Source organism: Tenacibaculum sp. L6, assembly GCF_028823685.1.
Lineage (GTDB): Bacteria > Bacteroidota > Bacteroidia > Flavobacteriales > Flavobacteriaceae > Polaribacter.
In genome coordinates, this window is record NZ_JAPEHZ010000060.1 from 1 (window position 1) to 12897 (window position 12897).

The window sequence follows — 12897 nt, forward strand, 5'->3', positions numbered from 1 at the left end:
TTTATTTCTTTCGTATTGAATTTGAGCATTGTTCAACTGAATTTGCACAGAATTAATTCGCCCTTTTGCACTTTGTAACGATTGCTCGTTAGGTACCACTCTTACCGTTGCTAACAAATCTCCTGCTTTTACAATGGCTCCTTCTTCAACCACAATCTTATCTATAATTCCTGCTATTTGAGGTTTGATTTCAACTTCTTCTAAAGGAACAACTTTTCCTGTGGCTACTGCTTTTTTTACAATAGTTGTTTTAAATGGTTTTTCCGTTTCGTAAGTAACCACACTTTTTTGATTTTTCTTTCCTAACCAAATTAGGATGACTACAAATAATAGTGCTACGATTCCTAAAATAATTTTTGCTCTTTTGCTCATGATTAATTGATTATTTCTTTTTTTTATTCTTCTCTTAATGCTTCGATTGGTTTTACTACTGTTGCCATGTATGCAGGTATTAATCCTATTAGTGTTCCTAAAAGAACTAATATGAAAAATGCCAACATTACTATGGGTATATTTACGGTTGGATTTACTAATGTTGGATCATCTCCACTACCTACCGTAAAATCTAATAGGAATAGTACAAGTCCTCCAAAAATAATTCCTAACATTCCTGCCACAGTGGTTAAAAACACTGACTCTAATACTATTTGTCTTTTAATACTTATTGGAGTTGCTCCTAAAGCTCTTCGTATTCCGATTTCTTTAGTACGCTCTTTTACGGTGATTAATAAGATGTTACCAATCGCAAAAACTCCCGCTATTAAGGTTGCAATTCCTACAAACCAGGTTAAAAACTGCATTCCTGTTAAAAAGCCCATTAACTTATCTATCTGATCACCTAAATTCACACTACCAAAAGCTCGTTTATCTTCTGGATGTACTTTGTGCAGGCTTTTTAATGTTAATAAGATATCTTTTTCCATTTGTTTGATATCTACTCCTTCATTAGCTGTAATCATCATCCAATCTACTTTATTGGATGTGTTGTATACTTTTTGAAAAGTTGTAAACGGAATATAAGCGGTATCTCCATCAATATCTATGGTGTTGGAAGGTTTATATACCCCTACAACCTTATAATTTACGTTGCTAATTTTAACATATTGCCCTACAGGCATTTCTTTCTTATCAAACAGTTGTTTGTACATATCTTCAGATATTACACAAACCTTGGAGTTATTCTTTATATCATTTTGATTAAGAAAACGTCCATACATAAGATCTTTCTTCTGTACGCGATCTAACACCGGATAATCTCCACTCACCTGAAAATCTCCCGTTTTAAAATCCTTAACAATAGTCCCGCTTGTTTGATTTCTAGGAGCTAATAACTTTATTTCTTTAGCATATTCTTTTTCAAGAACTTCTATATCTTTAAATGTTAAGCTAAATCTTCTTCCTTTTTGAAAGCCTTTAAAAGGCATATCGGTTCTCTGCGTCCACACAAAAACACTGTTGGTAGCAAAGTCTCCAAATATTCTTTTAAAGTTATTTTCCATACCACGCGCAGCGCCTAATAATACTACTAAAATGAAGATTCCCCATAGTACCCCTACAATGGTAATACCCGTTCTTAATTTATTTTTACGAATACTTCCGTAAATTTCTTGCCAAGTGTCTGAATCAAATAAAAACTTCATAATTAATCTGCTCTTAATGCTACAATTGGTTTAATTTGTGCTGCCTTTTTTGCGGGTAAGTATCCTGCAATTAATCCTGATAAAATCAAAATAATAGTAGCTCCTATTACAATTCCCGGACTTACACTTGGATCTTTGATGAAGTATTTTTCAAGACTATCACCTATAGCGCTTAATATATAAGTTCCTAAACTTAAACCTAAGTATCCTGCAATGGTTGTAATTAAGATTGATTCTTGAATTACCATACCAATTATTGAAGATGGTTTTGCTCCTAATGCTTTACGGATTCCAAACTCTTTAGTACGTTCTTTAACCACAAAAATCATGATGTTACTAATTCCTATAATTCCCGCGATTAAAGTTCCAGATCCCACAAAAATTACGATGAAATACAAGGCAAACATAAACTGGTTAATTCCTTTGTTTGCTTCTGCCATGTTTCTAACCGATAAAGCACTTTGATCATCTGGGTGAATATCTAACTTTTTACGTAAATCTCTTTCTAGCCTATTACCAAACGTAATTGCTTGGTCAAGATTTAATTTTGGATCATATCCTATATTTATTTGATTGATATAATCATTGTTACCATATAATTTTTGAGCAGTAGTAACTGGCATGTAGGTTAAACGCTCTTCATTATCTCCTCCTTCATCAGAAAAAATACCGATTACTTTATATGAAATCCCATCAACATTCACTCTTTTTCCTAAAGCTGGTTTTTCTCCAAATAAATCTTGTTTAACAAGACGACCTATAACAATAACCTTTGCATTATTTTTTAAATCTAACTCGTTAATATATCTTCCTTCATCAATAATTGTTTTCTCTAAAAACTGATGATCTGGATGAACTGCTCGTAACTGATAATTATTTTGATTGTTTTTGTACGTTATGTTTACGCTCTTAAATATTCGTGCAGTTAAATGTTGAATTTTATCTTCATACTCCTCTTTAACATAATCAAAATCTTTGTTCTTTAGCTGTATTCTTCTTCCTGTTTGTAAGCCTTTATACGGTTTTGAAGTTTTCCATACTCTTACAAACATCGCATTGGTTGCATCATCAGCAAAAGCAGTTTTAAACTGATTCTGTAATCCTGATACAATTCCGAATAATAAGGTAAAAAGTAAAATGGCAAAAGCGACAGTAAATCCTGATAAAACAGAACGTAGCTTGTTTTTGCTTATACTTTGAAAAATTTCTCTCCAACGATCTATATCAAACATATTATACCGCTTTAGAGTTTTTTGCTTTGGTTGCCATTTCTGTTAATTCATCACTAATAATAACTCCATCTTTTAAACGAACAATTCTATTAGTTTGCGCAGCTACTTCTTCTTCGTGAGTAATTACAAAAACGGTCATTCCTTCATTGTTAATCTCTGTTAACAAATCCATTACAGAATCTGTTGTTGCAGAATCTAATGCTCCTGTTGGTTCATCAGCTAATACAACTTTAGGTTTTGTTGCCAATGCTCTAGCAATAGCTACACGCTGCTTTTGACCTCCAGAAAGTTCATTTGGTAAATGATTTGCCCAGTCTTTTAATCCAACTTTTTCTAGATATTCCATAGCTATTTCTAAGCGTTCTTTTCTTCCTATACCTTTATAATATAATGGTAAAGCAACATTTTCTAAAGCGGTTTTATAGGATATTAGGTTAAATGATTGAAAAACAAAACCTAAAAATTTATTACGCAATACTGCGGCTTTCTTTTCATTTAAGTTTTCAATTAACTGTCCGTTTAAGTAGTATTTTCCTTCATCATGCGTATCTAACAAACCTACGATATTTAATAAGGTAGACTTACCAGAACCTGAAGATCCCATAATAGATACAAATTCTCCTTCTTTTATGTGTAAATTCAATCCCTTTAAAACATGAAGTGAGTCTTTTCCTATAGGATAGGATTTGTGAAGATTTTCTATTCGAATCATAGTTTTAGTTAATTTTTAAATAAAAGTACATAGTGATTTACATAATTGCTTCTAAATTATTGTTAAATCGCTATTTACTTTCTTACAAGACGCTTACTTTTGAATAATGTTACAATATAATCTTTTATTTTTTCACAAAAACTTATAAATGAACAATATACCTAGCAATAAAAAAGTAATATTATTTGATGGTGTGTGTAATTTATGCAACGATAGTGTGCTAAAAGTTATAAAATATGATATCAAAAATCAGTTTGTATTTACTTCTCTTCAATCTGACATAGGAAAAGAAATTACTGAATACTTAGGGGTTGATACTTCTAAAGTTGATTCTATTATTTTATATGAACCCTCTGTTTCTTATTATATAAAATCATCAGCCGCTTTAAAAATTATGAATGATTTTGGCGGAATTTGGAAATTAACACAAGTTTTTGGAATTCTTCCTGAAGGTCTTAGAAATGTTGTATACGATTACATAGCTAAAAATCGCTACAAATGGTTTGGGAAAAAAGAAGCTTGTATGATTCCTTCTAAAGAAATCCAAGAAAAGTTTTTATAAAAAATAAGCTCACCAATTTGGCGAGCTTATACATAGCAATATTTCCCTTTTTCGAGGACGACTTAATTAAAATAAATTTTTGAAGCTCCTAAGGCTACTTCTTTAGTATCTTTTTTAGCTTTTGCTGATAAATCGTAAATATTTAATTTACTATTACCTAAAAAGTTAGCGTCTAATACAAAAATTTCGTTATTTCTTACCCCTAAGCCATAAAGGTACCCTGCATCTGTAATGAACAATTCAGATGCTGGTAAAGTAGTAGCATTCACATCTGTTTTATAAATGGTATTCCCTAAATTGTAATAAATATCATTACCCTCTAAAACCATTTGAGAAGGGTGCTCTCCTTCATTGAATACTAATTCTGAGACAACTTCATTACTAGCTGTGCTTATAAAAGAAATAGCCGCTAATGTATTTTCTATTACATTCCAGTTTTCATCATAAATAGTATTTCCTTGAGATAAAACTACTAAATTACCTAAACTATCTAAATACAATTCATCCGGATTGTCTTTAACTGTTATTTCTTTTACTACTGATTTTGTAGCGATATCAATTACAACTACTTTGTTGTTAGATCCGAATGCTCCTAAGTGAGAAACATATAATTTCCCGTCTTTAGCAATAATTCTTTCTGGTCCTAAAGCTACTTCTACTTTTTCTTCTATTACTAAAGAGTTTAAATCTACAATTGCAACAAAATCATCGTTATCGTTATCTGTAGCTCCCCAGTTAGTTACATAACCTTTATTACCTACTACTGTCATATACCTTGGTTTTGATAAACCTGTTGTAATAGTTCCTTCCTTTTCAAAAGTATTTTTATCTACTACTGTCACTGTATTTTGGTTATCAGCTACAATGTAAGCTCTATCACTGTCAAATGCTATAGACTGAACATACTCTCCAAACTCAGCATTATTTACTTTTTTATAAATTGTATTTTCTACAACTGATAAATCGTTAGATACAAAAGTAACAGACCCTGAAACAGATTCAGTACCTTCACCACTTATCAAAATTCCGTTTCCATAATCTATTTTAGGAGAACTAGGTGCTTCATCATCACTACATGATGTAAAAAGGATTCCTCCTAAAAACAATACTCCTAATAATTTAGTTATTTTCATTTGTTAAAATTTATAATTGATGTTTATGTTAAAATTTCTTTGTGGCATAGGCCTCCTAGGCATAACCATATATTCTTCTCCTAATACATTGTTTACCTTAACTCCTAATAGTAATTGTTTTTTATGGTTTTGAAAGATTTTATACTCTGCTCCTACATTAACTATAAAAAAGCTAGGAACAATAAAATCATTAGAATTGTCCTCTGTAGTATACACAGTTCCATTAAAAAGTGACTGAGCAAACAAATTCACTTTTTTATAGTTTACCGATAAGTTATTATTCAACAAATGTTTAGGCACAAAAGTTAAATACTTGTCTGTCTCGCTGTCTTTCGCTAAAACATAAGAGTAATTAGAGCTTGCATTAAATTTATATTCTCCTATTTGAACTTTATAACTCAAACTAGCTTCTATACCTTTGTTCTGAGTTTCATTTAAATTGATTGGAGTCCAAACTCCTGGTCTGTTTGGATCGCCAGAAGGAGTCCATACAATTTTATCTTCTGTATTAATCATATAAGCTCCAACATCAAAGTTTAAACCTTTGTTTGAGTAGCCTAACCCTACCTCTCCTTGAATAGAGGTTTCTGGGATTAAATTTTCATTTCCTTGCCCTGGCCAAAACAAGTCGTTATATGTTGGTACTCTATAATTTTTCGATCCGTTAACTCTTACATACCATTTCGAAATAGGCGTTACTTTTATACCAGCAGCATAAACAAACGGAACCTTATAATCAGAATTAAAATCCTTTCTTAACTTAACATTTAAGGAAATATTTTTATGTACATCTTGAGTATAAACAAGATACTGAGAAAACTGTTCTCTATTTTTCTCTTTAATTACATCTGTACTGCCAAAAGCAGATTCATACTCTGAAAAAGACGAAATCTTTGCTTTAATTCTAGGAAGTTTATAGTTCAGGTTGTACGACGCTATTACTCTTCTCGATTTTCCATAATTAAAATTATCAGAAAACTTATTAGATAAATATTGATACTTCTGTGTTAAATATGCTAGCTTTACTTCATGTCCTATCCTACCCTTTTCAAAACCATACACCAATAAGTTTCTTTGATTAGAGTCTATATATTTTTCTCTTGCTGAAGTTGGATTAGGTAATGTTCCTGAGAAATGACGCTCACCAGAAAAACTTGTACTATAAAATTTTAATTCAGATTTATTATTGAATTTATAACCGAAACCTAAGTTAATTCCATAGTTTTCATAAGCTCCATTGGTATTTCTATACTCAGAATCAAATAATTTAAAATCATTTTCTGAAGAATTTCTAGAAACTCCCACCCCTATGCTATACTTTGAATTGGAGATTTTTGACTTAAAAAGAGAATTGAATGTATTATAACTTCCTCCTGTTAGTACAAATTGATTTTTCACATTAAAATCTTCTGTATAATTTAAAACATCATTTAAATGCACCGTTCCTCCTATTGCTCCTGAACCATATTCTATACTTCCTCCTCCTTTTCTTACATCAATCGCGTCATTTAGGCTTACTGTTAAAGAATTAAATCCTGTTTGACCATTATTTATAGAATTTATATTGATTCCATTCCATACAACAGCTGTATTAGAAGCACTTGTACCTCTGAAACTCACAGAACTTGTACCTCCTTTTCCGTACTCCTTTAAATAAATTGATGAATTGTATCTTATTAAATCAGTAAAAGACTCAATATTTCGTGTCAACACAGAATCTGAAAGACTAACCACATGCTGACCTATGGAGTTTTCTTTTAATTTTTTTGTAGCATTGATGATAACTTCATCTAACCGATAAGAAATTGTATCATTTTGTCCTACCAGAACAACCACATAAAAAAAAGAAAAAAATGTAAATACTTTTTTAGCCATATTCTACCAAACTTTTATCCCGAAAGTTTTAATTAAATTATAATAATTGGCAGGTCTCCTGGCTTGCGTCTTGCAACATACCTTCCCATTTAAAAAACAGTGGTTTGAGTATTTGTTACAAGCTTAATAGCTTACAGTTGCGGGAACAGCTTCGGTTTTACACCGAATTCCCTTTTAATTTTCTTTAATAGATAATTAAAGAAAAACCAAAAATCACGGCAAATGTATAGTATTCTTATAAATTAGCAACCATCAAATCATGATAATTTGCGAATTTTGTTTGTAAGTTTTCTGGAAGGGTATAATACGCTGGATGAATCATTTTTGCCAAACATTCAATTCCTTCCACCAAAGTACCAGCAGAAGATTGTGTAAACATGGCAAAGTCGGCAATATACACTTGTTTATTTTTTACCGCTCTCAAAGAGGTCCACTCTTCTCTTTCTTCTAAAAATTTCATATCTTCAAGAGTTCTATCAATTCCGTATCCGCAAGGAGCGATAATCAATACCTCTGGATCGTATTTTACAATTTTATCCCAAGAAATTACAATACTATCTCCTGATGGATGAGATAATAAATCGATTCCACCTGCATACCCTATTTGATGAGGAATCCAGTGTCCACAGTTGAACAACGGATCAATCCACTCTAATAACATTACACTTTTCGATTGGATTCTATGTTCACGTTGCACATCTACAATATCATAAATACGCTTTTTCAATCCACTCACATAAGCCTCTCCTATTGCTTCCTGCTTCATAGCTTTTGCAATGGTTAACGCATTATCAAAAACATCTTCTAAAGAGTTCGGAGTAATAGAAATTAATTCAGGAACCTTTGGTAGTTTGTAAGCTGATTTTGCCACAGATTCTGTATCTATCTGACAAACATCACATACATCTTGTGTAAAAACAATATCTGGAGCAATACTTTCTAAAACAGGTTCATCTACATAATACAACGTCTTTCCTTCTGCCTTAGTTTTAGAAAAAATAGCCGTTATTTCTTTACTCGTTAGCACTTTTCCTTCTAACTTATATCGAACAGCTACTTCTTTTTCTTGTAAAGCTACTTCTGGACACTCAAAAGTAATTCCGTTTAAATAATCTTGTAACCCCATGTCATAAATCATTTGAGTTACTGCTGGCATAAAAGAAGATACTGTCATAATTCGTGGTTTTAGTTCAGCAAAAATAAACAGTTCTCTATTTTAATTTGTTTTTTATTAAAAATCTTTCCAATCTTTGTGTCAACATAAAATGCTATTTCATGATATATTATATCTCAGGAGGTGAACGCTCAGGTAAAAGTAGCTATGCTCAAAAGCTAGCCGAATCTTTATCTGACACCCCTATTTACCTAGCCACTTCTCGTATTTGGGATGAAGATTTCAAGCAACGAGTTGACAGACATATTTCTGATAGAGATGAACGCTGGACCACTGTTGAAGAGGAAAAATGGTTGAGTAAAGTGATTTCTGAAAAACAAACTGTCGTTGTTGATTGTGTTACACTATGGTTAACGAACTTCTTTGTAGACACAAAATATGATATTGAAAAAACATTAGAAATTGTCAAAGAAGAAATCAATAAATTGGTTGAAATAGACGCCAATATTATCATCATTTCTAATGAAATTGGTATGGGATTACATGCCGACTCCGAATCTGGAAGAAAATTTACACAACTACAAGGCTGGACGAATCAACACATAGCAAAATTGGCTGACAAAGCTACTTTTATGGTATCTGGACTTCCTTTAACTTTAAAATAAAACATGACAACAACTATAACTCCCTTATCAAAAGATTTACTGAGCGAACTTCAAGAAGAAATCAATTTCAAAACCAAACCTATTGGTGCTTTAGGCGGTTTAGAAAAAATTGCTTTACAAATTGGTTTAATTCAAAATACAACTACACCTGTACTATCAAAACCTACTATTATGGTTTTTGCAGGGGATCATGGAATTGCGACCACAGGAAAAGTGAGTCCGTATCCTCAAGAAGTTACACAACAAATGGTGTTTAACTTTTTGCAAGGAGGTGCCGCCATCAATGTGTTTTGTAAACAAAATAACATTCTTTTAAACATTGTAGATGCTGGTGTAAATACTGATTTTGAAGCACATCCTCAACTTACCGATGCTAAAGTAGCTAAAGGGACTCAAGATTATAGTACTACTAAAGCCATGACACTAGAACACTGTCAAGAAGCTCTGGAAAAAGGAAGAAAATTGGTAAGAAAAGTATATAGTGAAGGTTCCAATATTATTGGTTTTGGCGAAATGGGAATTAGCAACACTTCATCTGGAGCTTTATTAATGAGTTATTTTACCAATACACCTATTGAAAAATGTGTTGGTAGAGGTACTGGAGTTGATGATAAAGGACTACAAACAAAAATCGACACATTATGTGAAGTTTATAAGTTACACGCCGATTCTATTTCAACACCTATGGAAGCGTTGACTGCTTTTGGCGGATTTGAAATTGTAATGATGTGTGGTGCTATGTTAGAAGCCGCTTCTTTAAAAATGACCTTACTTATTGATGGTTTTATTGTTACTGCTGCCCTATTAGCAGCTCATGAAATGGAATCTGATATTTTAGAGTATTGTATTTTCTGTCATAATTCAGGAGAGCAAGGTCATCAAAAAATGTTAGAATTTTTAAACGCTGAACCACTTTTAAATTTAGGCTTACGCTTAGGTGAAGGTACAGGTTGTGCAGTTGCATTTCCTATTATTCAATCGAGTGTAAACTTTTTAAACGAAATGGCCACTTTTAAAAGTGCCAATGTTAGCGAAGCCTAGTTATGATAAAAAGACAAATCCATTATTTTTTAACTGCTGTATTGTTTTTTACACGAATTCCGTGTCCTAAATGGGTAAATCATTCGCCTGAAATACTCAACAAAAGCAGTCGTTATTTTTCTTTAGTAGGAATTGTAGTCGGAAGCATTGCGGCACTAACTTATTTCGCTTCTTCTTATGTTTTTCCTACGGATATTGCGATTGTAATTAGTATGATTAGTTCTATTTGGATTACAGGAGCTTTTCATGAAGATGGATTTGCCGATGTATGTGATGGTTTTGGTGGCGGATGGACCAAAGAAAAGATTTTAACTATTATGAAAGATTCCAGACTCGGAACTTTCGGAGTGAGTGGTTTGGTCTTTATCCTAGCTATTAAGTTTTTAGCTTTGTATCATTTGCAAAATCTATCCGTTAATTTAATTCCAGTAATTATTTCAGGACATAGTATTAGCCGATTTATCGCTACGGTTTTATTATACACACATGACTATGTAAGAGATATTGATAGTTCTAAAATAAAACCAACCACCAAACAGATGAGTGGTAAATCGCTACTCATATCAGGTATTTTCGGAATAGTTCCCTTATTTTTCTTTCAAAAACCAATGGTATTTTTAGTATTACTTCCCTTATTACTCACCTATTTGTACATGGGGCACTTTTTTAAAAAATGGATTGGTGGTCAAACAGGAGATTGCGCGGGTGCTTTGCAACAAGTAGCTGAAATTGTTTTTTATCTAAGCCTACTCGCCTTATGGAAGTTATTTTAGTACGACATACAACTCCAAATATCGCCAAAGGTATATGCTATGGTCAAGCAAATATAGGGGTTACCACTACTTTTGAAGAAGAAGTGAGCGATATTCTAAAAAAAGTTCCTGTTAACGATGCTGATGTAACGTATTATAGCAGTCCCTTACAACGTTGTAAGCTTTTAGCTGAAAAACTTTCAGCTAACGTAATTTTTGACAACCGATTAAAAGAACTTGATTTTGGGGATTGGGAGCTCCAAAAATGGAATGATATTGATAAAAAAGAACTCGATATTTGGATGAACAATTTTGTAAAAACTCCTGCTAAAAACGGAGAATCTTATATCGATTTACACAACAGAACTACCAATTTTTTAACCGAATTAACAACCAAAAACCATCAAAAAGTTGTGCTTGTTACCCATGCGGGAGTTATGAGAAGTCTTTGGGCTTATATGAATGAAATTCCGTTGGAAAAATCATTTGAATTAAAACTAAATTACGGAGATACATTAACTCTCCATCTGTAAAAACAAATTACTATGAAACGTTATTTATTTATTCTTTCCTTATTTGTGTTCTTTACACAATGTAAACAAGAAACTAAAAAAACTACTGAAAAGAAACCTGCTAAAAGCACTGTGAAATACGCTAAGGGGTTTGATATTATTTCAGAAAACGGAGTAAAAAAATTAGTCATAAAAAAGGCTTTTCAAAGCTCACACGACTTATATTCTTATACGCTTACCGATAAAACCGACCTTTCTAAAAATGAAATTAAAGTTCCTGTAGAAAAAATGGTGGTTACCAGTACTACACATGTTCCGATGTTGGAACTTTTGAATGCTGAAAATACTATTGTTGGTTTTCCGCACACCAAATATGTTTCTTCAAAAAGAACAAGAAAAAGAATTGACGAAGGTAAGATTGTTGAATTAGGTTTGGAGCAAGATATGAATACCGAAAAACTAATCGATTTAGAGCCTGAGTTAGTTATTGGTTTTGCTTTGCATCCAAACACAAAGTTGTACCAAAACATCAAAAAAACGGGAGTTCCTGTGATTTTTAATGGTGATTGGCTAGAAGAAACGCCTTTAGGAAGAGCAGAATGGATTAAGTTTTTTGGGGCTTTATACGGAAAAGAAAAGGAAGCAGACAGTATTTTTACCAACATAGAAACAGAGTACTTAAAGGCAAAAAAAATCGCTAAAAACAGTGATAAACAACCTACGGTTTTATCTGGAAGCATGTTTAAAGATGTTTGGAATGTTCCTGCAGGTGAAAGTTTTATTGCTACCTTTTTTAACGATGCAAACCTTAATTACTTATGGAAACAAACTAGTGGAACGGGTAGCTTACAACTTAATTTTGAAAGTGTATTAGAAAAAGGACAACACGCCGATTTTTGGTTTAACTGTGGTTTGTATGCTACCAAAGAACAGTTAACTACTGCAAACATCCATTACAAAGAGTTTGATGCATTTAACAATAATAAGATATTTTCTATCGGGCATAACAAAGGAGAAACAGGTGGTTTAATTTACTTTGAACTCTCTCCTATACGACCAGACTTAGTGCTAAAAGATTTGATAAAAATTACACACCCTAATTTGTTACCAGAATACGAATTGACTTTTTATAAGGAAGTGGAGTAAGTTAAAATGGTTCTTAACATTTAAACTATTAACTTAGGTTTTATTATACAGTAAGTTATTACTATATTTTTTTAAAAGCATTATACCAAAATTAAGAAACATTTGAATTGAAAGAAAAACTTCAGAAAAATATTGAAAAAGAAATTGAAAGAATTGATGATTTCCTTCTATCAGAAACCTTTTTTATTGAGCACAAGGAAAAGTTTCCTTTAAACAATGGTAAAATTATTCTAACAAAAGTTCAAGAAAAAAACAATGTTGATTTTGATTTAATATTAAAAACGTCACAAAACCCAAGTGAAGTTACATTTAAAAAGTTGGGTTTTAATGAAGATTTCAAACTCATTTCAGATAAAAACATATTTCTGATTCCAGCGCAAAGTGCTAATAAATTAGTTGGGAAAAGTTTTGTTCCAACCAATAATTTAAAAGGTGAGTTTGGAACAATATATTCTGATAAATTTCCAATAAAATCAAATTCTATATTTCGCTCAATACTTAATATTGGAAAGG

14 protein-coding genes and 1 riboswitch are annotated in these 12897 nt (G+C 32.0%); of the genes, 7 read left to right on the plus strand and 7 right to left on the minus strand.

All coding sequences use genetic code 11. From position 1 onward, the window contains the following. From OU788_RS10030 to OU788_RS10045, 4 genes are all read right to left on the minus strand, one after another. The coding region (locus OU788_RS10030) for a biotin/lipoyl-binding protein (protein WP_274635052.1) at positions 1-372 on the minus strand (372 nt) is incomplete at its 3' end. 23 nt (positions 373-395) lie between these two features. Beyond that, entirely contained in the window at positions 396-1640 is a 1245-nt protein-coding gene (locus tag OU788_RS10035; RefSeq protein WP_274635053.1) for an ABC transporter permease, read from the minus strand. 2 nt (positions 1641-1642) lie between these two features. Further along, positions 1643-2872: an ABC transporter permease gene (locus OU788_RS10040; protein WP_274635054.1), complete on the minus strand. Its 1230-nt coding sequence runs from the start codon at positions 2870-2872 to the stop codon at positions 1643-1645. Position 2873: 1 nt separating this feature from the next. Further along, on the minus strand, positions 2874-3584 hold the full coding sequence (locus OU788_RS10045; RefSeq protein WP_274635055.1) for an ABC transporter ATP-binding protein: 711 nt from the start codon (positions 3582-3584) through the stop codon (positions 2874-2876). A gap of 148 nt (positions 3585-3732) precedes the next feature. Here OU788_RS10045 and OU788_RS10050 point away from each other — a divergent pair, with 148 nt between their 5' ends. Then, positions 3733-4146, plus strand: coding sequence for a thiol-disulfide oxidoreductase DCC family protein (locus OU788_RS10050; protein WP_274635056.1), 414 nt, complete (start codon positions 3733-3735; stop codon positions 4144-4146). Positions 4147-4208: 62 nt separating this feature from the next. Here OU788_RS10050 and OU788_RS10055 read toward each other — a convergent pair whose 3' ends face one another. The 3 genes from OU788_RS10055 to OU788_RS10065 all read right to left on the minus strand — a co-directional run bounded on the left by OU788_RS10055 (position 4209) and on the right by OU788_RS10065 (position 8328). Then, positions 4209-5279, minus strand: coding sequence for a YncE family protein (locus tag OU788_RS10055; RefSeq protein WP_274635057.1), 1071 nt, complete (start codon positions 5277-5279; stop codon positions 4209-4211). A 3-nt stretch (positions 5280-5282) separates the two neighbouring features. Next, positions 5283-7154, minus strand: a complete 1872-nt coding sequence (locus tag OU788_RS10060) for a TonB-dependent receptor plug domain-containing protein (protein ID WP_274635058.1) — start codon at positions 7152-7154, stop codon at positions 5283-5285. 31 nt (positions 7155-7185) lie between these two features. Next, a riboswitch (cobalamin riboswitch) is annotated at positions 7186-7380 on the minus strand. Positions 7381-7389: 9 nt separating this feature from the next. Further along, a complete protein-coding gene (locus tag OU788_RS10065) occupies positions 7390-8328 on the minus strand; it encodes an ABC transporter substrate-binding protein (RefSeq protein WP_274635059.1) in 939 nt (312 codons plus the stop codon). Positions 8329-8429: 101 nt separating this feature from the next. Between OU788_RS10065 and OU788_RS10070 the strand changes: the two genes are divergently transcribed. The 6 genes from OU788_RS10070 to OU788_RS10095 form a co-directional block, all read left to right on the plus strand. Then, complete coding sequence (locus OU788_RS10070) at positions 8430-8933, plus strand: bifunctional adenosylcobinamide kinase/adenosylcobinamide-phosphate guanylyltransferase (RefSeq protein WP_274635060.1); 504 nt, start codon at positions 8430-8432, stop codon at positions 8931-8933. Positions 8934-8936: 3 nt separating this feature from the next. Continuing rightward, positions 8937-9974, plus strand: coding sequence for a nicotinate-nucleotide--dimethylbenzimidazole phosphoribosyltransferase (gene cobT / locus OU788_RS10075; protein ID WP_274635061.1), 1038 nt, complete (start codon positions 8937-8939; stop codon positions 9972-9974). A gap of 2 nt (positions 9975-9976) precedes the next feature. Continuing rightward, positions 9977-10747: an adenosylcobinamide-GDP ribazoletransferase gene (locus OU788_RS10080; protein WP_274635062.1), complete on the plus strand. Its 771-nt coding sequence runs from the start codon at positions 9977-9979 to the stop codon at positions 10745-10747. After that, the gene (gene cobC, locus OU788_RS10085; protein WP_274635063.1) at positions 10732-11259 is read left to right on the plus strand and encodes an alpha-ribazole phosphatase family protein; all 528 of its coding nucleotides are present in this window, start codon (positions 10732-10734) and stop codon (positions 11257-11259) included. The genes OU788_RS10080 and cobC overlap by 16 nt, the downstream gene beginning before the upstream one ends. 12 nt (positions 11260-11271) lie before the next feature. Then, complete coding sequence (locus OU788_RS10090) at positions 11272-12384, plus strand: ABC transporter substrate-binding protein (RefSeq protein WP_274635064.1); 1113 nt, start codon at positions 11272-11274, stop codon at positions 12382-12384. Between the two features lie 107 nt (positions 12385-12491). Continuing rightward, positions 12492-12897: hypothetical protein (locus OU788_RS10095; protein WP_274635065.1), on the plus strand; the 406-nt coding region annotated here is incomplete at its 3' end.

What these genes read in the sequence shown, in the direction of transcription:
- OU788_RS10035 (WP_274635053.1), bottom strand. Translation starts at nt 1,640, where the DNA reads ATGAAGTTTTTATTTGATTCAGACACTTGGCAAGAAATTTACGGAAGT.
- OU788_RS10040 (WP_274635054.1), bottom strand. Translation starts at nt 2,872, where the DNA reads ATGTTTGATATAGATCGTTGGAGAGAAATTTTTCAAAGTATAAGCAAA.
- OU788_RS10045 (WP_274635055.1), bottom strand. Translation starts at nt 3,584, where the DNA reads ATGATTCGAATAGAAAATCTTCACAAATCCTATCCTATAGGAAAAGAC.
- OU788_RS10050 (WP_274635056.1), top strand. Translation starts at nt 3,733, where the DNA reads ATGAACAATATACCTAGCAATAAAAAAGTAATATTATTTGATGGTGTG.
- OU788_RS10055 (WP_274635057.1), bottom strand. Translation starts at nt 5,279, where the DNA reads ATGAAAATAACTAAATTATTAGGAGTATTGTTTTTAGGAGGAATCCTT.
- OU788_RS10060 (WP_274635058.1), bottom strand. Translation starts at nt 7,154, where the DNA reads ATGGCTAAAAAAGTATTTACATTTTTTTCTTTTTTTTATGTGGTTGTT.
- OU788_RS10065 (WP_274635059.1), bottom strand. Translation starts at nt 8,328, where the DNA reads ATGACAGTATCTTCTTTTATGCCAGCAGTAACTCAAATGATTTATGAC.
- OU788_RS10070 (WP_274635060.1), top strand. Translation starts at nt 8,430, where the DNA reads ATGATATATTATATCTCAGGAGGTGAACGCTCAGGTAAAAGTAGCTAT.
- cobT (WP_274635061.1), top strand. Translation starts at nt 8,937, where the DNA reads ATGACAACAACTATAACTCCCTTATCAAAAGATTTACTGAGCGAACTT.
- OU788_RS10080 (WP_274635062.1), top strand. Translation starts at nt 9,977, where the DNA reads ATGATAAAAAGACAAATCCATTATTTTTTAACTGCTGTATTGTTTTTT.
- cobC (WP_274635063.1), top strand. Translation starts at nt 10,732, where the DNA reads ATGGAAGTTATTTTAGTACGACATACAACTCCAAATATCGCCAAAGGT.
- OU788_RS10090 (WP_274635064.1), top strand. Translation starts at nt 11,272, where the DNA reads ATGAAACGTTATTTATTTATTCTTTCCTTATTTGTGTTCTTTACACAA.